This window comes from Brevundimonas sp. M20 (assembly GCF_006547065.1).
Classification (GTDB): domain Bacteria; phylum Pseudomonadota; class Alphaproteobacteria; order Caulobacterales; family Caulobacteraceae; genus Brevundimonas.
This window is the reverse complement of record NZ_CP041243.1, coordinates 1,714,639-1,736,765: the sequence shown is the minus strand read 5'-3', so window position 1 is coordinate 1,736,765 and position 22,127 is coordinate 1,714,639. Positions and strand designations below refer to the sequence as shown.

Annotated in this window: 22 protein-coding genes; 13 read left to right on the top strand and 9 right to left on the bottom strand. The window is 68.8% G+C overall.

Annotated elements, in window-relative coordinates; translation table 11 throughout:
- The first annotated feature begins 7 nt into the window (after nucleotides 1–7).
- Entirely contained in the window at nucleotides 8–1,357 is a 1,350-nt protein-coding gene (glmU, locus tag FKQ52_RS08280) for a bifunctional UDP-N-acetylglucosamine diphosphorylase/glucosamine-1-phosphate N-acetyltransferase GlmU (protein ID WP_141626747.1), read from the top strand.
- Between the two features lie 28 nt (nucleotides 1,358–1,385).
- Here the strand turns inward: glmU and FKQ52_RS08275 are convergent, their stop codons facing one another.
- A complete protein-coding gene (locus FKQ52_RS08275) occupies nucleotides 1,386–1,877 on the bottom strand; it encodes a hypothetical protein (protein ID WP_141626746.1) in 492 nt (163 codons plus the stop codon).
- 116 nt (nucleotides 1,878–1,993) lie between these two features.
- Here FKQ52_RS08275 and rpiA point away from each other — a divergent pair, with 116 nt between their 5' ends.
- The 5 genes from rpiA (at nucleotide 1,994) to FKQ52_RS08250 (ending at nucleotide 7,289) form a co-directional block, all read left to right on the top strand.
- Nucleotides 1,994–2,677: a ribose-5-phosphate isomerase RpiA gene (rpiA, locus tag FKQ52_RS08270; RefSeq protein WP_141626745.1), complete on the top strand. Its 684-nt coding sequence runs from the start codon at nucleotides 1,994–1,996 to the stop codon at nucleotides 2,675–2,677.
- Between the two features lie 34 nt (nucleotides 2,678–2,711).
- A complete protein-coding gene (gene gor, locus FKQ52_RS08265) occupies nucleotides 2,712–4,109 on the top strand; it encodes a glutathione-disulfide reductase (RefSeq protein WP_141626744.1) in 1,398 nt (465 codons plus the stop codon).
- A gap of 215 nt (nucleotides 4,110–4,324) precedes the next feature.
- Entirely contained in the window at nucleotides 4,325–5,698 is a 1,374-nt protein-coding gene (locus FKQ52_RS08260; protein WP_141626743.1) for a class II 3-deoxy-7-phosphoheptulonate synthase, read from the top strand.
- 5 nt (nucleotides 5,699–5,703) lie between these two features.
- The gene (locus tag FKQ52_RS08255; protein WP_141626742.1) at nucleotides 5,704–6,285 is read left to right on the top strand and encodes a prephenate dehydratase domain-containing protein; all 582 of its coding nucleotides are present in this window, start codon (nucleotides 5,704–5,706) and stop codon (nucleotides 6,283–6,285) included.
- Between the two features lie 227 nt (nucleotides 6,286–6,512).
- Nucleotides 6,513–7,289 carry a chorismate mutase gene (locus tag FKQ52_RS08250; protein WP_141626741.1) on the top strand — a complete coding sequence of 259 codons (777 nt, stop codon included), beginning with the start codon at nucleotides 6,513–6,515 and terminating at the stop codon, nucleotides 7,287–7,289.
- A 77-nt stretch (nucleotides 7,290–7,366) separates the two neighbouring features.
- Here the strand turns inward: FKQ52_RS08250 and panC are convergent, their stop codons facing one another.
- The gene (gene panC, locus FKQ52_RS08245; protein ID WP_141626740.1) at nucleotides 7,367–8,221 is read right to left on the bottom strand and encodes a pantoate--beta-alanine ligase; all 855 of its coding nucleotides are present in this window, start codon (nucleotides 8,219–8,221) and stop codon (nucleotides 7,367–7,369) included.
- A 75-nt stretch (nucleotides 8,222–8,296) separates the two neighbouring features.
- On the opposite strand from panC, the gene FKQ52_RS08240 reads away from it, so the two are divergent.
- The 3 genes from FKQ52_RS08240 (at nucleotide 8,297) to FKQ52_RS08230 (ending at nucleotide 10,321) form a co-directional block, all read left to right on the top strand.
- A complete protein-coding gene (locus tag FKQ52_RS08240) occupies nucleotides 8,297–8,953 on the top strand; it encodes an SPOR domain-containing protein (protein ID WP_141626739.1) in 657 nt (218 codons plus the stop codon).
- A gap of 112 nt (nucleotides 8,954–9,065) precedes the next feature.
- Nucleotides 9,066–9,905 carry a division plane positioning ATPase MipZ gene (locus tag FKQ52_RS08235; protein WP_141626738.1) on the top strand — a complete coding sequence of 280 codons (840 nt, stop codon included), beginning with the start codon at nucleotides 9,066–9,068 and terminating at the stop codon, nucleotides 9,903–9,905.
- On the top strand, nucleotides 9,902–10,321 hold the full coding sequence (locus FKQ52_RS08230) for a molecular chaperone DnaJ (RefSeq protein ID WP_141626737.1): 420 nt from the start codon (nucleotides 9,902–9,904) through the stop codon (nucleotides 10,319–10,321). Before FKQ52_RS08235 ends, FKQ52_RS08230 begins: the two co-directional genes overlap by 4 nt.
- A 13-nt stretch (nucleotides 10,322–10,334) precedes the next feature.
- Here the strand turns inward: FKQ52_RS08230 and topA are convergent, their stop codons facing one another.
- The 7 genes from topA to ruvX form a co-directional block, all read right to left on the bottom strand.
- On the bottom strand, nucleotides 10,335–12,953 hold the full coding sequence (gene topA / locus FKQ52_RS08225) for a type I DNA topoisomerase (RefSeq protein WP_141626736.1): 2,619 nt from the start codon (nucleotides 12,951–12,953) through the stop codon (nucleotides 10,335–10,337).
- 78 nt (nucleotides 12,954–13,031) lie between these two features.
- A complete protein-coding gene (gene dprA / locus FKQ52_RS08220; RefSeq protein ID WP_141626735.1) occupies nucleotides 13,032–14,111 on the bottom strand; it encodes a DNA-processing protein DprA in 1,080 nt (359 codons plus the stop codon).
- Complete coding sequence (gene plsY, locus FKQ52_RS08215) at nucleotides 14,108–14,746, bottom strand: glycerol-3-phosphate 1-O-acyltransferase PlsY (protein ID WP_240811596.1); 639 nt, start codon at nucleotides 14,744–14,746, stop codon at nucleotides 14,108–14,110. Before plsY ends, dprA begins: the two co-directional genes overlap by 4 nt.
- 83 nt (nucleotides 14,747–14,829) lie before the next feature.
- Entirely contained in the window at nucleotides 14,830–16,116 is a 1,287-nt protein-coding gene (gene pyrC / locus FKQ52_RS08210) for a dihydroorotase (RefSeq protein WP_141626733.1), read from the bottom strand.
- On the bottom strand, nucleotides 16,113–17,093 hold the full coding sequence (locus FKQ52_RS08205; protein WP_141626732.1) for an aspartate carbamoyltransferase catalytic subunit: 981 nt from the start codon (nucleotides 17,091–17,093) through the stop codon (nucleotides 16,113–16,115). The genes pyrC and FKQ52_RS08205 overlap by 4 nt, the downstream gene beginning before the upstream one ends.
- A 23-nt stretch (nucleotides 17,094–17,116) precedes the next feature.
- Nucleotides 17,117–18,040, bottom strand: a complete 924-nt coding sequence (locus FKQ52_RS08200; RefSeq protein WP_141626731.1) for an AEC family transporter — start codon at nucleotides 18,038–18,040, stop codon at nucleotides 17,117–17,119.
- Nucleotides 18,037–18,501 carry a Holliday junction resolvase RuvX gene (ruvX, locus tag FKQ52_RS08195; protein ID WP_141628289.1) on the bottom strand — a complete coding sequence of 155 codons (465 nt, stop codon included), beginning with the start codon at nucleotides 18,499–18,501 and terminating at the stop codon, nucleotides 18,037–18,039. The genes FKQ52_RS08200 and ruvX overlap by 4 nt, the downstream gene beginning before the upstream one ends.
- Nucleotides 18,502–18,574: 73 nt before the next feature.
- On the opposite strand from ruvX, the gene FKQ52_RS08190 reads away from it, so the two are divergent.
- The 4 genes from FKQ52_RS08190 (at nucleotide 18,575) to FKQ52_RS08175 (ending at nucleotide 22,081) form a co-directional block, all read left to right on the top strand.
- Nucleotides 18,575–19,111 carry a hypothetical protein gene (locus tag FKQ52_RS08190; protein ID WP_141626730.1) on the top strand — a complete coding sequence of 179 codons (537 nt, stop codon included), beginning with the start codon at nucleotides 18,575–18,577 and terminating at the stop codon, nucleotides 19,109–19,111.
- 83 nt (nucleotides 19,112–19,194) lie between these two features.
- Nucleotides 19,195–19,482, top strand: coding sequence for an Asp-tRNA(Asn)/Glu-tRNA(Gln) amidotransferase subunit GatC (gene gatC / locus FKQ52_RS08185; RefSeq protein WP_141626729.1), 288 nt, complete (start codon nucleotides 19,195–19,197; stop codon nucleotides 19,480–19,482).
- 5 nt (nucleotides 19,483–19,487) lie between these two features.
- The gene (gene gatA, locus FKQ52_RS08180) at nucleotides 19,488–20,966 is read left to right on the top strand and encodes an Asp-tRNA(Asn)/Glu-tRNA(Gln) amidotransferase subunit GatA (RefSeq protein ID WP_141626728.1); all 1,479 of its coding nucleotides are present in this window, start codon (nucleotides 19,488–19,490) and stop codon (nucleotides 20,964–20,966) included.
- Between the two features lie 140 nt (nucleotides 20,967–21,106).
- Complete coding sequence (locus FKQ52_RS08175; protein ID WP_141626727.1) at nucleotides 21,107–22,081, top strand: GAF domain-containing protein; 975 nt, start codon at nucleotides 21,107–21,109, stop codon at nucleotides 22,079–22,081.
- Nucleotides 22,082–22,127: the final 46 nt, after the last annotated feature.

Here is a 22,127-nt window from a genome sequence, read left to right as displayed (position 1 = left end):
CCGATTCATGACCACCCAGACCGAAAGCCGCGCCGCCATCATCCTCGCCGCCGGGCAGGGGACGCGCATGAAGTCGCCGCTGCCCAAGGTGCTGCACCCGGTCGGCGGTCGCGCCATGCTGGATCACGCCATCGACGCCGCCGAGGCGCTGGGCTGCGAGCGGATCGTGGTGGTGGTCGGCTCGCATTCGCCGGAAGTGCGCGCCCATGTGGTCAAGCGTCTGGGCGAGGACGCCATCGCTGTTCAGGACCCGCCGTCCGGCACCGGCCACGCCGTGCGCGCCGCCGAGGCCGTGCTGGGCGACTTCAAGGGACAGGTGGTCATCACCTATGGCGACGTGCCCCTGCTGCGCGCCTCGGACATCGAGCCGGTCTTCGGCGAGAGCGAGGGGATTCGCATCATCGGTTTCGAGGCCCGCGATCCGGGCGCCTACGGCCGTCTGGTCATGGACGGCGAGACCCTGACCGCCATCACCGAGGCCAAGGAGGCCTCGGCCGAGGTTCTGGCCATCACGACCTGCAACTCGGGCGTCATGGCCGCGCCGGTCGGCCTGCTGTTCGAACTGTTGGCCGAGGTGAAGAACGACAACGCCAAGGGCGAATACTATCTGACCGACGTGGTCGAGCTGGCCCGCAAGCGCGGCGCCCCGACCCGCGCCGTCATGGCGGCGGAGGACTCGGTCATGGGCGTCAACGCGCAGGCCGAACTGGCCGTCGCCGAGGCCCTGTTCCAGAAGGTCCAGCGCGAGACCTTCATGGCGGCGGGCGTCACCATGCCCGCGCCCGAGACCGTCCATTTCTCGTGGGACACCGAGGTCGGCGGCGGCGCCACCATCGAGCCCTATGTCGTCTTCGGCCCCGGGGCGAAGATCGCGGGCGGCGCCCGCATCCGCAGCTTTAGCCACATCGAGGGCGCGACGGTCGCCGGCGGCGCCGAGGTCGGCCCCTACGCCCGCCTGCGTCCGGGCGCGAAACTGGCTGAGGGCGTGAAGGTCGGCAATTTCGTCGAGGTGAAGAACGTCTCGATGGCCGCCGGCGCCAAGGCCAACCATCTGGCGTATCTCGGCGACGGTGAGGTCGGGGTGAAAGCCAACATCGGCGCCGGGACCATCTTCTGCAACTACGACGGCTTCTTCAAACACCGCACCGTGGTGGGCGAGGGGGCCTTCGTCGGCTCGAACAGCTCTCTGGTCGCCCCGGTCACCATCGGCGCGGGCGCCATGGTCGGCTCCGGCTCGGTGATCACGGCCGACGTAGCTCCGGGCGACCTGGCCCTGAGCCGCGCCCCCCAGACCGCGCGAACCGGCTGGGCGACGAAGTTCATGGAGATGATGCGGGCGAAGAAGGCGCGGGGTTAGTCGCCCTGATTGCGGTGCTCGCTGTCGCCTATCCGACCCGCGTATAGCCTGCCGGGGTGAGAATACAGGCGGGGATGGCCGGATGTTCGATGACGGTCAGAGGCGGGCCGCCGGACGTCTGATCAGTGACCGCGGTCTGGCAACGCCCGTCGCGGAAGGTCTGCAGCAGGGTGTAGTTGTGGCCCGCCTCGGGCGTGAAGCTGATCAGGTTCACGCACTGGGTGTTGGTGTAGAGACCGCCGGGGCCGACGGGGAAGATCTCGGCCAGAAGGTGAACACGCTGACCGGCCGTCAGGCGGAAGGCCTTCGCGCCGAGCGTCATCGGGTCATAGGAAGAGATGCGCAGAACCTCAGCGCAGTCAGGCCCGTTGGCCCAGGATACGATCTGCCCTGTGCCGAACCGTCCCAGTTCGGGGTCGCGTGGATAGTCCACGCGGACCGTCGTCGGGGACTCTGGTGGCTGGACGAAAACCGTCTCGCAGCCAGAGAGACCGAGGCCCAGCGTCGCGATCGCAAGCACGGCTCCTGACCGTATGGCTGACCGGATTGCGCGGTTCTGCTTCCCCATTCGCCCATCCCCCGATAAAGCCCGGCCAGCTAGCCGCGAATCCGCGCGCACCGTCAAGCGAGCCGCCCATGTCCGACCTTCAGAAGAAGCACGCCGGCGAAGCCGCCGCCCTCCGCGTCGAGGCCGGGATGGTGGTCGGCCTCGGCACCGGCTCGACGGCGGCGTGGTTCGTCAAGGCGCTGGCGGCGCGCAAGCTGGAGGGGCTGCGCTGCGTCCCGACCTCGGAAGCCACCGCCGAGCTGGCGCGTGAACTGGGCCTGACGCTGTCGACGCTGGAGGACACGCCGCGCATCGACCTGACCGTTGACGGCGCCGATGAGGTCGGGCCCGGTCTGGCCCTGATCAAGGGCGGCGGTGCCGCCCTGCTGCGCGAGAAGCTGGTGTGGGAAGCCTCGACCCGCTGCATCTGCATCGCCGACAAGGCCAAGGTGGTGCCGGTGCTGGGCCAGTTCCCGCTGCCGATCGAGGTCGTCGCCTTCGGCCACAAGACGACCGGCAACCGCATCGCCGACGTCCTGCTCGACCACGAGATCGAACTGCCCGCCCGCGCCCGCATGGCCGAGCGCGGTCTGGTCCGCACCGACGGCGGCAACCTGATCTATGACGCCAAATGCGGCGCGATCCACGATCCCGTCCGCCTCGCCGACGATCTGAAGCTGATCACCGGCGTGGTCGAGCACGGCCTGTTCCTCGACCTCGCCGACGAAGCCATCATCGGCACGGACGACGGGGTTGAGGTGCTGCTGCCGTAATCCCACTTATTCCGCTCGGATAACGGAGCCTGACATGGCCGACTACGACTACGACCTCTTCGTCATCGGCGCCGGCTCGGGCGGTGTGCGCGCGGCGCGGCTGACCTCGCTGGGCGGCAAGCGGGTCGCCATTGCGGAGGAGTATCGCGTCGGCGGCACCTGCGTGATCCAGGGCTGTGTGCCCAAGAAGTTCATGGTCATGGCTTCCGAGGTCAGCCACAGCCTGCACATCGCCGAGGGCTATGGCTGGTCCTTCGACAATGCGAAATTCGACTGGCCGACCTTCCTTGAGGCCAAGGATGTCGAGATCGCCCGCCTGTCGGGCATCTACGCCGCCAACTTGGGCAAGGCGGGCGTCGATCTGGTTCACGGCCGCGCGGTGTTCAAGGACACGCACACGGTCCAGATCCTGAAGAAGGACGGCAGCGTCGATCGCGAGATCACCGCCGACAAGATCCTGATCGCCACCGGCGGCCGCCCGTGGGTGCCCGAAGACCTGCCGGGTATCGAGCACGCCATCACCTCCGAACAGGCCTTCCACCTGCCGGAGCTGCCCAAGCGCATCCTCATCGCGGGCGGCGGCTATATCGCGGTCGAGTTCGCGGGCATCTTCGCCGGTCTGGGCGTCGAGACGACCCTGATCTATCGCGGTCCCAACATCCTGCGCGGTTTCGATGACGACGTGCGCGCCCATCTGGCCGGCGAGATCGAGAAGCGCGGCATCAAGGTCATTCTGGGGTGCCAGCACAAGGCCATCGAGAAGACCGAAACCGGGCTGGTGAACCGGCTTGAGAACGGCATGACCATCGAGACCGACGTGGTCATGTTCGCCACCGGCCGCGTCCCCTACGTGAAGGGCCTCGGGCTTGAGAAGGCGGGTGTCGAGCTGACGGAGCAGGGGGCGATCAAGGTCGACACCTGGTCGAAGACCAACGTCGACAACATCTGGGCCATCGGCGACGTGACCGACCGGATGAACCTGACCCCGGTCGCCATCCGCGAGGCGGTCGCCTTCCATCAGACGGTGTTCAAGGACCATCCGCAGGCTTTTGATTACGAGGCCGTCGCCACCGCCGTGTTCAGCCAGCCGCCCGTGGGCGTGGTCGGCCTGACAGAGAACGAGGCGCGTCACTCCTGTCCCGGCGAGGTGGATGTCTATCTGACCCGCTTCCGCCCGATGAAATACGCCTTCACCGGCTCGGACGAACGGGTGCTGATGAAGCTGGTGGTCGACGCCGAAAGCCAGAAGGTCGTCGGCGTCCACATCGTCGGCCCCGAGGCGCCCGAGATGATCCAACTGGCCGCCATCGCGGTGAAGGGCGGCCTGACCAAGGCCCAGTGGGACGCCACCTGCGCCGTCCACCCCACCATGGCGGAGGAACTGGTCACCCTGCGCGAGAAGCAGTCGCCGGGGAACATGTCGGCGGGGTGAGAACCGGACGTGGGCGCCTGAAAGTGATTAGTGGCTAGTGATTGGTGGGTGGCCGCGGACCGGCCTGTTCCAGGACGACATCCGCACGTGACGCCGCGATCCACCAATCACTAGCCACTAATCACTTCACATCCCCCGCGCTTTCCGTGTCACACGGATCATTTCAGCCAACACGCCGCGTTGTCCCGGAGGGATCATCGGCCTATCTTGTCCGGATGAGTACGCGCTGGACACCCGAGAGCTGGAGACAAAAGCCCGTCGTGCAGATGCCGACGGACTATCCCGACATGGCCGAATTGCGCCGTGTCGAGGATGAACTGCGGGCCATGCCCCCGCTCGTGTTCGCGGGTGAGGCGCGGCGTCTGACGTCCAAGCTGGCCGAGGTCGAGGCGGGCAACGCCTTCCTGCTGCAGGGCGGCGATTGCGCCGAAAGCTTCAAGGAGTTCTCGACCGACAACATCCGCGACACCTTCCGTCTGATCCTTCAGATGGCCGTGGTCCTGACCTTCGCGGGCCGCAAGCCCGTGGTGAAGGTCGGCCGCATCGCCGGCCAGTTCGCCAAGCCCCGCTCGTCGGGCGTGGAGCAGATCGACGGCGTCGAGCTGCCCAGCTACCGCGGCGACATCATCAACGGCATGGGCTTCACGCCGGAGGAGCGGGTTCCCGATCCCCAGCGTCTGCTGAAGGCCTACAACCAGTCGGCCTCGACGCTGAACCTGCTGCGGGCCTTCGCGGGCGGCGGCTATGCCGACCTGTACAACATCCATCGCTGGACCCTGGGCTTCGCGGGCGACAACGCCGCCGGCGCCCAGTACCGCGAGCTGGCCGACAAGATCACCGAAGCCCTGGCCTTCATGGAGGCCGTTGGCGTCACGCCCGAGACCCATCCGGACCTGAGCCGCGTCGAGGTCTTCACCTCGCACGAGGCCCTGCTGCTGAACGTCGAGAGCGCCCTGACGCGGCTGGACGGCGGTTCGGGCGAATGGTTCGACACCTCGGCCCACATGCTGTGGATCGGCGAGCGCACCCGTCAGCTGGACGGCGCCCACGTCGAGTTCATGCGCGGTATCCGCAACCCCATCGGGGTGAAGTGCGGGCCGACCATGACGCCGGACGATCTGCTGCCGCTGATCGACGCGCTGAACCCGGACAACACGCCGGGCCGCCTGACCCTGATCGGCCGGTTCGGCTCGGACAAGGTCGGCGACCGTCTGCCTGCGCTGATGAGCGCGGTGAAGGCGGCGGGCAAGCGCGTGATCTGGTCGATCGACCCGATGCACGGCAACACGCTGAAAGCCGGCAACGGCTACAAGACACGCCCGTTCGAGCGGATCATGACCGAGGTCCGCACCTTCATCGATGTGGCCGAGGCCGAGGGCGTTCACCCCGGCGGGGTGCACCTGGAGATGACCGGCCAGAACGTGACGGAATGTCTGGGCGGGGCGCAGGCCCTGACCGAGGACGACCTGTCCAGCCGCTACCACACCCACTGCGATCCGCGTCTGAACGCGGATCAGGCGCTGGAGCTGGCCTTCCTCGTCGCTGAAAGGCTCAAGGCCGGGCGGCAGTCGCGGTCGAAAGCCGCCTGACTTCGATGCAGAACGTCGGACGCCCGGAAGCCGACACCGTCCCCGGTCGCTGCGGCTATCAGGGCGCGCCCGGCGCCTTCAGCCATGAAGCCTGCCTCGACCTGCGCCCGTGGGATGAGGCTGTGGCCTATGAGACCTTCGCCGAGGTGCTGGACGCGCTGAAGGCCGGTCAGATCGGCGCGGCCCTGATCCCGGTCGAGAACTCGACCATCGGTCGGGTCGAACCCGCCGCTACACTGATCGAGCAGTCGGACCTGACCGTGGTGTCCGAGGCCTGGCGTCCGATCCGTCTGGCCCTGATGGCGCCCCACGGCGCGAGCCTGCGCACGGTCAAGACCGCCGAGAGCCATCCGGTCGCCCTTCGTCAGTGTCCGGCTTCGCTGGCGTCGCTGGGCGTCACCCCCGTGGAGGCGTTCGACACGGCCGGGGCCGCCCGCGCCGTGGCCGAGGCGGGCGATCCGACCCGCGCCGCCGTCGCGCCCGCCCGCGCCGCTGAGGTCTATGACCTGTCGATTCTGCGCAACGACATTCAGGATTCCAGCGACAACCGCACGCGTTTCGTCCTGCTCAGCGCCGGAATCGCTTGACCGCGCACGATTGTTGCGGCTTTTGACCCTCATGGTCCTCTCGCAAGCAATCGCTGCGACCTCTTTCGCCCGCTTCAACGCGGCCGCGGACCTGTATTTCTACGGCTTTCGATACGCCGGCTGAGGCGTCAGGCGCTGCGTCCTGACGGCCTCGCCGGCGACCGTCCCGCTAGGGACGGCGGCTCGCAAAAGCTTCATGCCGTACTGAAATCGAAAGTCTTCTCCCCGTGCCCCAATCCGCTTCCCTGCAACAGGTCTGGCCGTCCTCGATGACCGATCCCGCCGACCTGTCTCCCGAACACATGGCTCTGGCCGCCTTGCGCCATGAGATCGACCTGCTCGACGACGAGCTGCTGGCGCTATTCGAGCGCCGCCTCGCCATCGCCGCCCGCGTCGGCAAGGCGAAGGACGCGCCCGCCGGTCCCCACGTCAAACTGCGCCCCGACCGCGAGAAAATGGTTCTGGACCGTCTGGTCGCCAAGGCCGATCCCGACAACCGCGAGGCCGTTGAAAGCCTGTGGCGCCAGATCGTCGGCTGGGGGCTGGCTCGTCAGGGTCGGATGCAGGTGCAGGTCTGGTCGCCGATCGAGCCGACCCGCGCCTTCGACGGCGCCCGCCTGCGCTTCGGCGCCGCCGCCGACATGCGCGCCGTCCGTGATCCGCAGGCCGCGCTGAAGTGGGCCGCTGAAGGCCACGGCGTCGCCGTTCTGGCCATCAACACCGAGGACGCCTGGTGGACCGGCCTGCGTCGGGAGTGGACCGGCCTAAGCGTCTTCGACGGCTTCGGCGGCGGCGCCATCCCGACCGCCCTGGCTGTCGGCAAGATCGACCCCGCCGCCCTGCCGAACGGCCGTCGCGTGATCGTCGATGTCGGCGGTGATGCGGGCGACGGCGGCGGCATCCGCCGTCAGGGCCTCGCCACCCACCACGGCTGGACCCTGTCCCTGACCGACGCCAAGGTCAGCGTCGGCGGCGCGGAAGGCTGTGTGGGGGCGCTGGGCTGAATAGGGATTGGGGATTGGTTGGCCGGGACGACCCGCGATCCACCTGATCCCTAATCCCTGGTCCCCAATCCCTCTCTTCAAACCGCCATATTGTCGATCAGACGCGTCCGCCCGATCTTCGCCGCCGCGAGGATGCGGGCGGGACCGTCCAGGACGCCGTCGATCTCCGACAGGTCGTCAGCCCGGCGGATGGCGACGTAGTCGACGCTGTCGAAGCCCGCGGCCGTCAGCGCGCCCTCGGCCCAGTGTTCAGCCTCTGCGACAGAACCGTCCCGCGCCCTGACCCCGGCCTCGGCCAGCACCCCGTTCAGCTTGCGGGCGATCTCCAGTTCGGCTTCGGACAGGTAGGCGTTGCGGCTGGACAGGGCCAGGCCGTGGCCGTCGCGGGCGGTCGGCAGGCCGACGATCTCCACCGGCATGTCGAGATCACGGACCATCCGGCGCACCACCATCAGCTGCTGCCAGTCCTTCTCGCCGAAAACGGCCAGATCGGGCTGCACCTGATGCAGCAGCTTGGACACCACCAGCGCGACGCCGCCGAACATCTGCGGCCGGAAGGCGCCTTCCAGTCCCTCGGCGGGCGCACCGACGCTGATCGTGGTGGTCGCGCCGCCCGGATACATCTCGGCCACCGCAGGCGCATACAGCAGGTCGCATCCCTCTCCGGCCAGCAGTTCGGCGTCTCGGGCTTCCTGTCGCGGATAGGCGTCCAGATCCTCGGTCGGGGCGAATTGGGTGGGGTTGACGAAGACGCTGGTCACCACCTTGTCCGCCCTTCGCTTCGCCTCGCGCACCAGCGACAGGTGGCCGTCATGCAACGCCCCCATGGTCGGAACGAATCCGACGGTGAACCCCTGACGCTTCCAGCCGCTTACGGTCTCGCGCAGGTCGGCGATGGTGCGGACGGCGGGCAGGGGAAGGGCGTCTGGCATGGTGAACGTATTAACCTTGCACGTTAGTCGTGTCTGTGAACCGTGCGGCAAAACCTGCCGGGTAAGGTGTGGCTTATGACGCCGAGCCTCCTGATCCGTCCAGTGCTGGCCTTGTTCCTGACCGCGGGCGTCAGCGCCTGCGGCATGGTCGACAGCGATCCCAACCGTTTCGAGAACCTCGCCCAGCATCTGGCGTCGGTACCGTTGAACGGCGAGGCCACGCGCAAGGAGGCGCCCGCCCCCGCGCAGAAGCGCCCCGCCGAGAGCACTCTTCGTCGCGCCCTGACCGTCGAGGTCATGGAGGATGTGGAGCTGTGGGACGCCCGCTACGGCGCCATGGGCGAAGCCGGGCCCGTGGTGGTCGAAGCCGTCGTCGATCAGGCCCGCGCCCACGTACAGGATGCGGTGAACCGGCCCGCGCTGCGCCAGCCCCGTCCGGAGCGCGCCGCAGCCCCGCACGCGCCGCGCCCCGTCGCCGAGCCTGCCCGTGCCCGTGGCGGTCTGGTGCAACTGGGCGCCTTCTCCAGCGAACAGTCCGCCCGCGCCGCCTGGGTCCGTCTGAAGGACGGCGGCGCCGGCTGGGCGCTGGACGGCCTTTCCCCGACATTCGAGGCCGTCTCGGTCAATGGACGCAATCTGGTGCGTCTGAAAGTCCGTGCTCCGGCCGCCGGCGCCGCCGCCCTGTGCGCAGCCGCCGGGATTGATGATCCCTGGTGCCGCCGGACGGCCTGACCGGCGCATCCACAGCCCTGATCTTCCCGTTCGTTGACGGGCGGCGCCCGTAGGCCAATTCTGCCTGACTACGGGCCCGCCTGAGTCGGCGGCCGCTTCGGGATTGAACTCCATGGCTGACCCCACGGTCATCGTCGTCGGCAACGAAAAGGGCGGGGCGGGCAAGTCGACCCTAGCCATCCACATCGCCACCGGCCTGCTGCACGCCGGAAAGCGTGTCGCGATCATCGACCTGGACCTGCGCCAGCGCTCGATGAGCCGCTTCTTCGCCAATCGCGCCGCCTGGACCGCCGGCAACGGCCACAGCCTTCCCATGCCGAGCGAGCCCGACATGGGCGACGGCAAGGCGCTGGCCAAGGCCGGGGAGGCCGAGCAGCTGGCCCGCTTCGAGGCCGCCTTCACCGAGGCGCGCGCGACCGCCGACGTCATCCTGATCGACACCCCGGGCGGCGATACCGTCCTGTCGCGCACGGCCCACGGTCTGGCCGACCAGATCGTCACCCCGATGAACGACAGCTTCGTCGACTTCGACCTGCTGGGGCAGGTCGATCCGGTGACGCTCGACCTGCTCAAGCCGTCGATCTACTCCGAAAGCGTCTGGGAGGCCCGCAAGCACCGCGCGATCACCCAGGGCCGCAACGCCACCATCGACTGGATCGTGGTCACCAACCGTCTGGCCGTGGCCGAGGCGCGGAACCGCCGCCGTCTGGAAGAGCGGATGGAGAAGCTGGCCCGACGCGTCGGCTTCCGTATGGGGCCGGGCTTGCGTGACCGGGTCATCTATCGCGAGCTGTTCCCCTTTGGGCTGACCGTCGCGGACCTGTCCACGGACGTGCGGCCCGTCGCCGTGTCTCTGGCCCACGTCGCGGCCCGTCAGGAACTGCGTAATCTGATGCAGTCCCTGGGCCTCGAGGGCGGCTCGCTCGACAATCCGCTCGACGCCGCCGCTTGAGTCCGCTCTGGCTGGTTCTGGCCGCCATCGCCGTCTGGGCCCTGATCCGTCTCGGCCGCCAGGGCGAGCGGGCAGGGCGCGGCCACTGGCGCGTCACCGCCACCCTGTTCAGCGCCGTCATGATCGCCGGCGGCGTGCTGGCGCTCAGCAAGGGTTCATGGGTTCTGGGCGGCGGTCTGACGGCGGCGGGGCTCTGGCTGACCGTGGCCTCGCGTCTGCGCCAGACCGCGCCGCGCGCCCAGGGCATGAGCGACGGCGAGGCGCGCGCGATTCTGGGCGTGTCCGCTGACGCCTCAAAGGCCGAGATCAATACCGCCTGGAAGCGCGTCATGGCGCGCGCCCACCCCGATCACGGCGGCACCGAAGGGCTGGCCGCGCGGGTCAACGCCGCGCGGGATCATCTGCTGAAGCGGTAGGTCGGGCGGAGGATTACCCCTCCGCCGCCTTCTTCTTCGCCGGAGCCTTCCTGGCGGCAGGCTTCCTGGCCGCAGCCTTCTTCGGCGCGGCGGCCTTCTTCGGAGCCGCCTTCTTCTTCGCCGCCGGAGCCTTGGCCGCGCGTTCGGCCAGCAGCGGGATCGCCGCCTCCAGCGTCATGTCCTCCGGCGCCGTGCCCTTCGGCAGGGTGGCGTTGACCTTGCCCCACTTCACATAGGGGCCGAAGCGACCGGCCATGACCTGCACGGGGGCCTTGTCCTCGGGGTGCTCGCCCAGTTCCTTCAGCGGCGCGGTGGCCGCGCCCCGGCCCGGACGACCGGCGCGCTTCTCGGCCAGCAGGGCCACGGCGCGGTTGATGCCGACCTCGAAAACTTCTTCGATGTCAGAGACATTGGCGTAAGTCCCCGCGTGAAGCACGAAGGGTCCGTAGCGGCCCAGACCGGCGGTGATCATCTTGCCGTCTTCGGGATGGACGCCCACCTCGCGCGGCAGGGCCAGCAGGCGCAGGGCCTGATCCAGATCCAGAGACGCCGGGCTCCAGCCCTTGGGCAGGGACGAGCGTTTGGGCTTGTCCGCGTCCAGCGGCATGGTCTCAACATAGGGACCGAAGCGACCGATCTTCAGCTCGACCGGCTGACCCGTCACCGGGTCGTTGCCGAGGGTGCGATCCCCGCCGTCCGCGCCGCCGCCGTCCGCGTCGGGCGCGGCGACCGGGCGGGTGTATTTGCAGTCCGGATAGCGCGAGCAGCCGACGAAGGCGCCGAAGCGGCTGGTCTTCAGGCTGAGCTGGCCCTGATGGCACAGGGGGCATTCGCGCGGATCGGAACCGTCTTCCTTCATCGGGAAGATGTGCGGCCCGAGCGACTCGTTCAGCGCGTCCAGAATGGCCGTGGTCCGCAGCTCGCCCGCGGCGCTGGTGGCGGCGTGGAAGTCGGTCCAGAAGTCGCGCAGCAGCACCTTCCAGTTCAGCTCGCCCGCCGACACCTCATCCAGACGGGTCTCCAGCGCGGCGGTGAAGTCGTACTCCACCCACTTGCGGAAGAATTGCTCCAGGAAGGCCGTGACCAGCCGCCCCTTGTCCTCGGGATAGAAGCGGTTCTTGTCGACGCGGACATATTCGCGGTCGCGCAGGGTGGTCAGGATCGAGGCATAGGTCGACGGACGACCGATGCCCAGTTCTTCCAGCTTCTTGACCAGGGTCGCTTCCGAATAGCGCGGGGGCGGCTCGGTGAAGTGCTGCTCGGTGCGGATGGCCTCGACCTTGGCGGTCGATCCTTCCTTCAGCGCCGGCAGGCGGGTGGTGTCGTCCTCGTCGTCCTCGCCGGTTTTCTGCTTCTCGTCCCGGCCTTCTTCATAAACGGCCATGAAGCCGTCGAAGGTCACGACCTGACCGGTGGCGCGCAGGGCGGTCTGGCCGCTCGGCTCCTCGATCTCGACCGTGGTGCGGTCCAGCTTGGCGGACTCCATCTGGCTGGCGATGGTGCGCTTCCAGATCAGTTCGTACAGGCGTTGCAGGTCGCTTTCGAGACGCAGGGTCTCGGGCGCGCGGGCCATGTTGGTCGGACGAATGGCTTCGTGCGCTTCCTGAGCGTTCTTGGCTTTCGTCTTGTAATACTTCGGTTGTTCCGGAACGTAGGCCGGACCGTAACGGGCCGCGATAACCTCGCGCGCCTGGGCGATCCCTTCGGGGCTGACGTACAGGCCGTCGGTCCGCATATAGGTGATCAGGCCACCCTGATCGTCCACGCCCTCATACAGTTTCTGCGCCGCCTGCATGGTGCGCTGGGCGGTGAAGCCCAGCTTGCGCGAGGCTTCCTGTTGCAGGGTCGAGGTCATGAAGGGCGGGCTGGGCAAACGCCGCACCGGCTTCTTCTCGACCGAGTTGATCGTGAACACCCCGGCGTTGATGGCGTCGCGCGCGGCGGTCGCCATGGCTTCCGAGATGATGTCCAGACGCTGCACCCGCTTGCCGGCGTGCTTGACCAGACGGGCGGTGAACGGCGGGCTGTCGGCGGCCAGATCGGCCTCTACGGACCAGTATTCCTGCGCCTTGAACTTCTCGATCTCCATCTCGCGATCAACGACGATGCGCAGGGCGACCGACTGCACCCGACCGGCCGAGCGCGCGCCCGGCAGCTTGCGCCACAGCACGGGCGACAGGGTGAAGCCCACCAGATAGTCCAGCGCCCGACGGGCCAGATAGGCTTCGACCAGCTCCATATCCACGTCGCGGGGCGCGGCCATGGCCTCCAGAACGGCGGACTTGGTGATGGCGTTGAAGGTGACGCGCTGGACGGTCGTGTCCTTCAGCGCCTTCTTCTTCTGCAGCACCTCAAGCAGGTGCCAGCTGATCGCTTCCCCTTCACGATCCGGGTCGGTCGCGAGGATGACGCGGTCGGACTTCCTGGCGATCTCGGCGATTTCGCTCAGCCGCTTGGACGCCTTGGCGTCCACCTCCCAGGTCATGGCGAAGTCTTCGTCCGGCAGAACCGATCCGTCCTTCGACGGCAGGTCGCGGACGTGACCGTAGGAGGCCAGGACCGTGTAGTCCGGGCCGAGGTACTTATTGATGGTCTTGGCCTTCGCAGGGCTTTCGACAACGACGAGATTCATTAGGGGAGGCGCCTTTCGAAGGGGCGGGAACGTGGTTGGCTCAAGCCTCGCTGTCAATCGTGAGGCGAGCAAAGGGAGTCAAAGAGAGGCCATTCCGCCCGGGAGAAGGGTCGCGCGACCGGAGAGATTGAGCTCCAGCAGGGCCGCGGCGACGGCGCTGATCGGCGCACCCGCCGCGCGCGCCAGTTCGTCGCGGGGCGTCGGCGTCGGCGAGAGCAGGGCGGCGACCCGCTCGATCAGGGCCTCATCCACCGCATCGGGGGCGCCCTCGAACGGATTGTCGGCGGGCGGTTCGCGCACGGATCGCATCCGCCCGAACTCCCGCTCGATGTCGTCAAGCCCCTCGCACAGGATCGCGCCCTGCCGCAGCAGCTCGTTCGGCCCCTTGGCGCGCGGGTCCAGCGGCGAGCCGGGCACGGCGAACACGTCACGGCCCTGTTCATTGGCAAGCCGGGCCGTGATCAGTGAGCCGGACTTTATCTCGGCTTCCACCACGACCACCCCGCGCGACAGGCCCGAGATGATGCGGTTGCGGCGGGGAAAGTCCTTCGCCTGCGCACGATGGCCCACGGGGCTTTCCGAGACGATACAGCCCTGTTCCGCGATCTGGTCGTAGAGCCCGGCGTTGTCGGGCGGATAGACGTCGTCCACCCCGCCGCCCAGAACCGCGACCGTGCCGGTGGGCAGGGCGCCGGTGTGCGCCGCGCCGTCGATGCCGCGCGCCAGACCGGACACCACCACATGCCCCGCCTCGCCCAGTTGCTGCGCCAGACCGCGCGCGATCCTCTGTCCGCCCGCCGAGGCGATCCGCGCCCCGACAATGGCGACGCAGGGCCGCTGCATCAGGCTCGCATCGCCGCGCGTCCACAGCACCGGCGGAGGCGGATCGACCGCCGCCAGCATGTGGGGATAGTCCTCGTCGCCCAGCACGATCAGCCGCGCGCCGATCCGGTCGCCGGCGGCGATCTCGTCCTCGATGCGGTCGAGGGCGGGCAGGGCATGGCCCGCGCCGCTCTTGCGGATGAGGTCAGGCAGGGCCTCGACGGCCCGCTCGGCGCTCTGGAAACGATCCAGAAGCTGGCGGAAGGCGACGGGACCGATGCGGTCTGTGCGGGCGAGCCGCAGGCGGGCGAAACGCTCTGCCCGCGACAGGGTCACGCCTTCCTCGCGCCGATCCTGGGTTCGACCCCCTTGAGCAGGCGGCCGATGTTGTCCGCGTGTCGGATCCAGATCAGCACGGCGGTGAAGATCGCCAGGATCAGGATGGCTCCCGGCGCCGGCAGCCCCAGCGCCGCGAGTGGCAGGATGGCGTAGACCGGCGCCGCCGCGGAGGCGACCAGCGCCGACAGCGACGAGATGCGGAACAGGGCCGCCATCAGAAGCCAGGTCACGCCCGCCAGCAGGCCCAGCGGCCAGGCGGCGGCCAGCAGAAGGCCGAAGAAGGTCGCCACGCCCTTGCCGCCCTTGAAGCCGAGCCAGACCGGGAACAGGTGGCCCAGGAAGGCCGCGCCGCCGGCGACGGCGCCCGCGACCTCATTGCCGAACAGGGTGCGCGCGATCAGCAGGGCCGCGGCGCCCTTGCCGGCGTCCAGCAGCAGGGTGGCCAGCGCCAGATCCTTGCGGCCGGTGCGCAGCACGTTTGTCGCGCCGATGTTGCCCGAGCCGATGTTGCGGACATCGCCCGCACCCGCCGCGCGGGTCAGGACCACGCCGAACGGAATGGAGCCCAGCAGGTAGCCGCCGATCGCCACGAGGGCGAGCGTCCCCAGAGCGGGCCCGACCAGATCCTGCAATGCAACCCCCATACAGCCAATGCGTGTGTATCACGCTTTCGCGCGTCTTTCAGCGCAGTTTCCGCTGATTCGGCTCTCGCCTGTCAGCGGCTCTCGAAAACCCTGCGGCCCCCGACGAACGTGCCGATGACCTTGCCCTGCAGCCGCCGTCCGTCGAACGGCGAGTTCTTGGACTTGGACTTCAGCGCGGCGGCGTCGATCACGACGGGCGCGCCCGGATCGAACAGCACCAGATCGGCCGGAGCCCCCGCCGCCAGCACGCCCGCGTCCAGCCCCAGCAGGCCCGCCGGGCCCGAGGTCAGGGGGCGCAAGACGTCCAGCAGGTCCAGCCCGTCCTCATGATGCAGGCTCAGGGCGGCGGGCAGCAGGGTCTCCAGACCCACGGCGCCCGGCGCGGCCTCGCCGAACGGGCGGCGCTTGTCCTCGGCCGGAGCCGGGGCGTGGGCGCTGGTGATGACGTCGATCAGGCCATCGCGCACCGCCTCGATCAGGGCCTGACGGTCGCTCTCGGCGCGAAGCGGCGGGTCCAGTCGGTAGAAGGTGCGGTAGTCGCCGATGTCCAGCTCGTTGAAGCACAGGTGGTTGATCGACACCGAGGCGGCGACCTCCAGCCCCTTGCCGCGCGCCCGCGCCAGCGTCTCCAGCGCGCCCTCGGTCGAGATCTGGTCCACCAGGAACCGCGCGCCGGTCTGCTCCACCAGAGCCAGATCGCGCTCCAGCTGGATGCGCTCGGCGATGGCGGGCACGCCCGACAGGCCCAGACGGGTCGCCAGTTCGCCACTGGTCGCCACCGCGCCCTCGCTCAGCCAGGGGTCGGCCGGACGGCAGGCGATCAGGGCGTTGAACGCGGCGGCGTAGCTCATCACCCGTTGCAGGGTGCGGGTGTTGGCGATGACGCGGTCGCCGTCGGTGAAGTACAGGGCGCCGGCCTCGTCCATCAGGCCGATCTCGGCCATCCGCTGGCCGTCTCGTCCCCTGGTCGCCGCGCCCGCCGCGCGAACGTTGACGAGGTCCAGCGCCGCGCCGCGTCGCTGGATGTGGTCGATCATCGCCGGATCGTCGATGGCCGGATCGGTGTCAGGCTGGACCACGATGGTGGTCACGCCGCCCGCCGCCGCCGCCAGACTGGCCGACTTGAGCGTCTCCTTGGGCTCGTCCCCGGGCTCGCCGGTCTTGACCCGGATGTCGATCAGGCCGGGCGCGAGGCACAGGCCGCCCGCGTCTATCACCTCGACGCCCGCGGGCGCGCTCGCCTGCGTTCCGTGGATCACCTCGGTGATCACGCCATCGACGATCAGCAGGGCGCCGGGGCCGTCATAGTCGCTCGCCGGATCCAGCAGGCGGGCGTTCAGAACAGCGAGGGCGCTCATGCCGAGGCTCCTTCGCGGCGCACGGACAGGGCGGCCAGCACGGCCATGCGGGCGGCGACCCCCATCTCGACCTGATCCTGAATGAGGGACACCGACAGGTCGTCGGCCACGTCCGAGTCGATCTCCACGCCCCGGTTCATCGGGCCGGGGTGCATGACCTTGGCGCCCGGCCTGGCCCAGCTCAGCTTCTCGCGATCCAGACCCCAGAAGCGGAAATACTCGCGCGTCGAGGGCACCAGCGCGCCCTCCATCCGCTCCAGCTGCAAGCGTAACATCATCGCGACATCAACGCCTTGCAGACCATCCTTCATGTCGTGGAAGACTTCGCAGCCCCACCGATCAGCGTCGCCGGGCACCAGGGTCGGCGGGCCGATCAGGCGCACGCGGGCGCCCATCATCGACAGCAGGGCCACGTTCGAGCGGGCCACCCGGCTGTGGGCGATGTCGCCGCAGATGGCGATGGTCAGGCCGCCCACATAACCGAAGGCGCGGCGCAGGCTCAGCAGGTCCAGAAGGGCTTGCGTCGGATGTTCGTGCCGTCCGTCGCCGGCGTTGACGACCGCGCAGCCGACCTTCTGCGACAGCAGGGCCGCCGCGCCCGAGGCCGAGTGGCGAACCACCAGCACGTCCGGCTTCATGGCGTTCAGGGTGGCGGCGGTGTCGATCAGGGTCTCGCCCTTGGCCACCGAAGAGGTCCTTGGCGACAGGGCGGTGACGTCCGCACCCAGCCGCCTGGCGGCGATCTCGAACGAGGCGCTGGTCCGGGTCGAGTTCTCGAAGAACAGGTTCATCACCGTGCGGCCGCGCATGATGTCCAGCGACTTGGCCGATTGCCGGTTGAAGTCGACAAAGGCGTCGGCGAGATCCAGCAGGGGCGGGACGGTCGCGGCGTTCAGATCGCCCGCGGACAGGAAGTGATCGCGGGGAAACGGCTCCAGCCGTTCGTGAATCAGGTCGGTGACATCGGGCTGGGTCATCGAGACGCGGCTATAAGCGGTCGTCAGACCAAATGGAACAGCGCCAGCAGGATCGGAATGGTCAATGCGCTGCCGACCGTGGTCGCGGCCACGATCCCGGCCATCAGCGGGGCGTCGCCACCCATCTGTCGCGCCAGCAGATAGGCCGCCGCCGCGCCCGGAGCCGCCCCGCACAGCAGGGCCGCGCCCTGCGCCGTTTCATCGCCGCCGTACAGGATGCACAGACCCCACATCAGCGGCGGCATGACGCCCAGCTTGATCCCGGTGACGGCGGCGACCGTCCATTTGCGCCGCGCCACCTCGGCGAAGCTCAGGCCCGCGCCGGCCACGATCAGCCCCAACGGCAGGGCCGCCCCGCCCAGCAGCTCCAGCGTGTCCGACACGCCGGGGATCGGCGGGACCTTGAGGACGTTCAGCGCCAGCCCGCTCAGGCAGGCCACGAGGATCGGGTTGGCCAGCATCGCCCTGGTGAGCGCCAGCGGCGAGACGCCCCTCTGGTCCGCGCCCCACCGCGCCAGAACGGCGACGCAGGCGATATTGGTCACGGGAATGATCGAGGCGATCATCACCGCCGCCAGCGCCAGCCCCTCGGCGCCGAAAGTGGCCTGAATGACCGGCAGGAAGACGAAGCTGTTCCACCGGATCACGCCCTGGAAGACGCTGGTGTAGGCCGGACCCTCGATCTTCAGGAACGGCTTGGCCGCCAAGGCGCAGGCGCCGACGATGATCACGGCCGTCACCGCCGCGCCCGCCGAGGCGCTGGCCCCGCCACCCGACAGGTCCGCGCCCCAGATCGCGGGGATCAGGAAGCCCGGATAGAGCAGGTTGATCGACAGCTTCTCGATCGGCCGCCAGGTGGCGTCCGGCAGGAAGTCCGATTTTCTCAGGCCGTAGCCAATGGCGATCAGGCAGAAGACGGGGATGATGCCCGCGAGCAGGCCGATCATCCGCGCAGACGGTCCAGCGCGCCCTGAAGGATCCAGGCGGCCGCCGTGCGGTCCACCACATCGGCGCGGCGCTTGCGGGTCAGGTCCAGCTCGTCGATGAGGAAGCGTTCGACCGCCGTGGTCGACAGCCGCTCGTCCTGGAAGGTCACCGGCACCTCGCGCAGCCTTTGCAGATTGCGGGCGAAGGCGCGGCACGACTGGGCGCGCGGCCCCTCGGTGCCGTCCATGTTCAGCGGCAGGCCGATCACGAGCCCCGAAGCGTTACGCCCGTCCATCAGTTTCAGGACCGCCCTGGCGTCGTCCGTGAACTTCGTCTTTCGGATCAGCTGCAGCGGACTGGCGATGATGCGGGTGGCGTCCGACGCGGCCACGCCGATGGTCTTCTCACCCAGATCCAGCCCCAGCCAGGGCGTTCCGGGCGGTGTCTGTTCGGCGAGCTCTTCAAGGGTCAGGACGGTCACGGTGTCGCGGTAGGACTGGCGGTCGCCGAAGTCAAAGCGCAATGTCCCCGGATCGCCGATTGGAGAGAGTTCGATGAGATATCCGCTCCTGCTCGCCGCCGCGCTGGTCGGCCTCGCGGCCTGTGACTCCGCTGACCAGACCGGCGCACCGGCCCCGGCGTCGAGGCCGAACCTGCCCGCCTCGCAGGCCGCACCTCCGGTGACGCCTCTGGTCGCGCCGGGTCCGGCCGTCACCGTCGCCGTGTCTGACGACCCGAACATCCAGCAGGCGGCCTCGGTTGTGAAGCTGGATCAACTGGCGCGGCAGGGCGGGGCGACGGTCAAGCTGTTCGGCACGGCGGGCGGCGATCCGGCCATGAACGGCCTCTACACCGACATCGCCTTCTTCAAATCCCCCGCCGAAGGCTGGGCGGTGTTCCGCATCGGCGACTTCCTGGACTATCAGGTGCTGTCCGAAGCGCCGGGTCGTGTCGATCTGAAGGTCGAGGAAAGCGTGATGGACGAGGCGACGGGCCAGATCGGCAAGCGCGAGCGGCGTCTGATCGTGGGCTGGACGCCCGGCGCGGACGGGGCTCCGCCCGCCGCGATCACGGTCACGCCGGCGCAATAGGCCGCAAGCCGTATCGGAATCCTTGTGAATCCGGCCCCGGACCGCTAATCCCGCCCGCTCAGGTTTCGCATTTGGAGGGCCGCATGGCCGTCGACGTCGCGACCGTGCGCAAGGTGGCGCACCTCGCTCGCATCAAGACCCCCGAGGAGCGGCTGGAGCCGCTGGCCCAGGAGCTGAACGGCATTCTGGCGTGGATCGAACAACTGAATGAGGTCGACGTCGACGGCGTCGAGCCCATGACCTCGAACGTGGCCCAGCCCCTGCGTCTGCGCGATGACGTCGTCACCGACGGCGCCAAGGTGGACGCGGTCCTCTCGAACGCTCCGAAGTCGGCGGACGGCTTCTTCGTCGTGCCCAAGGTGGTCGAGTAAGCAGCATGACCGACCTGACCAAACTGACTCTCAAGGCCGCCCTCGACGGCCTCAAGGCCCGCGACTTCTCTTCGGAAGAGATCACGAAGGCCTTCGTCGCCAACATAGACGCCGCCAATCCCAAGCTGAACGCCTACGTCGTCCAGACGACCGACAAGGCGCTGGAGATGGCCCGCGCCTCGGACGCCCGGCTGGCGAAAGGCGAGGGCGGGGCGCTGGAAGGCGCGCCTCTCGGCATCAAGGACCTGTTCTGCACCGACGGCGTCCAGACGACAGCCGGCTCCAACATGCTCAAGGGCTTTGTCCCGCCGTATGAATCGACCGTCACCGCCAATCTGTGGGCGGACGGCGCGGTCATGCTGGGCAAGCTGAACATGGACGAGTTCGCCATGGGCTCGTCCAACGAGACCTCGGCCTACGGCTCGGTCGTGAACCCGTGGAAGTCGTCCAGCTCGAACGCCGAGCTGACCCCCGGCGGCTCGTCGGGCGGCTCGGCCTCGGCCGTGGCCGGCGATCTGTGTCTGGCCGCCACCGCGTCGGACACCGGCGGCTCGATCCGCCAGCCCGCGGCCTTCACCGGCACCGTAGGCATCAAGCCGACCTACGGTCGCGCCAGCCGCTTCGGCATGGTCGCCTTCGCCTCGTCGCTGGATCAGGCCGGGCCGATCACCAAGACCGTTGAGGACGCCGCCATCCTGCTGCGCTCGATGTGCTCGTTCGACATCAAGGATTCGACCAGCCTCGACGTCGAGACCCCGGACTGGACGAAGTCGCTGGGCAAGGGCGTGAAGGGCCTGCGCATCGGCGTGCCGAAGGAATACGTCGTCGACGGCATGCCCGCCGAGATTCAGGCGCTCTGGGACCAGGGCGTCCAGTGGCTGAAGGCCGCCGGCGCCGAAATCGTCGAGATCAGCCTGCCGCACACCAGATACGCCCTGCCGACCTACTACATCGTCGCCCCGGCGGAGGCCTCCTCGAACCTGGCGCGCTACGACGGCATGCGGTTCGGCCACCGCGCCGAAGAGGCCAGGTCGCTGACCGACCTGTACGAAACCTCGCGCGCCGAGGGCTTCGGCAAGGAAGTCCAGCGCCGCCTGACCATCGGCGCCTACGTCCTGTCGGCCGGCTTCTACGACGCCTACTACGTCAAGGCCCTGAAGGTGCGCCGCCGCATCGCCCAGGACTTCGACAACGTCTGGGACCGCGTCGACGCCATCCTGACCCCGTCGACCCCGTCGCCCGCCTTCGCGCTGGGCGACAAGCAGATCGACCCGGTCACGATGTACCTGAACGACGTCTTCACGGTGACCGCCAACCTCGCCGGCCTCCCGGGCATCTCGGTGCCCGCGGGCGTCGATTCCGGCGGCCTGCCGCTCGGTCTTCAGGTCATCGGCAAGGCGCTGGACGAAGCGACGGTCTTCCAGGTCGCCGACGTGCTGGAACAGGCGGCCGGCTTCACCGCGCGTCCGGACAAGTGGTGGTAGGTTAAAAGCCCTCTCCCGATGGGAGAGGGGACGCGCAGACGCCCCATCCCCAAACCCCGCCCTCCCATCTTCCGCCCATGATTTGACCTTCGCCCCTGTCCGGCGTCCTATCGCGCTCCGAACAACGCTCGGAGACCACCATGGGCGAACGGCGAGGAAACGATCACGGAAGCCTGATCAAACAGGTGCTGGACGACGGCGCGGGCCCGGCCAGGTCGGCTCTGGCGGCGTCGTGGCGGCGGTCCATGACCCTGTACGGTCTGGACCCGGAAACGCAGGGCAGGGCGAACACCCTGACCGAACAGCAACTGCGCGAGGCGCGTCAGGCGATGGAGCCGATGACACGCGCCGCCCAGCCGGTGCTGGATCGTCTGTTCCTCGCGGTCGGCGACACCGGCTGCTGCGTCCTGCTGACCAATGCCGACGGGGTGCCGGTCGAGCGGCGCGGTTCCGCTGTCGATGACGAGACCTTCCGGGCGTGGGGCCTCTGGCCCGGCGCCGTCTGGTCAGAAGCGGTCGAGGGCACCAACGGGATCGGCACGGCCTTGGCCGAGCATCGCCCCCTGACCATCCACCGCGACCAGCATTTCCACGCCCGCAATACGGCGCTGAGCTGCACCAGCCACCCGATCCACGATCCGCAGGGCAGGCTGGCGGGCCTGCTGGACGTGTCTTCCTGCCGGGCGGACGCGACAGAGGGCATGCTCGGCCTGATCGCCGCCGCCGTGGCCGACGCCGCGCGGTCCATCGAGGCCCAGACCTTCCGCCACGCCTTCGCCGACGCCCGCATCGTGCTGGCGGGCGATGTGGCGGAGCGGAACACCGCGGCCCTGCTGGCCGTGGATCGCGATGATCTGGTCGTCGGCGCCACCCGCGCGGCCCGTCTGGCCCTCTCGATCACCGACGAGCGGATCGCGGGCCAACTGGCGGCGTCAGAAGTGCTGGGCGCCGGGTCGGTCGAGGCGGACCTGATCGAGGCCGAACGCGGTGCAGTGCGTCGGGCGCTGGCCCTGAACGGCGGCAATGTCTCGGCTGCCGCCCGTGCGCTGGGCGTCAGCCGCGCCACCCTGCATCGCAAGCTGAACCGGCTGGGCCTCGGCTCCGATACCCACTGACCAACGGTCTGTCGCAACCTTGCGACAGGTGTGCGCTGCACCATGA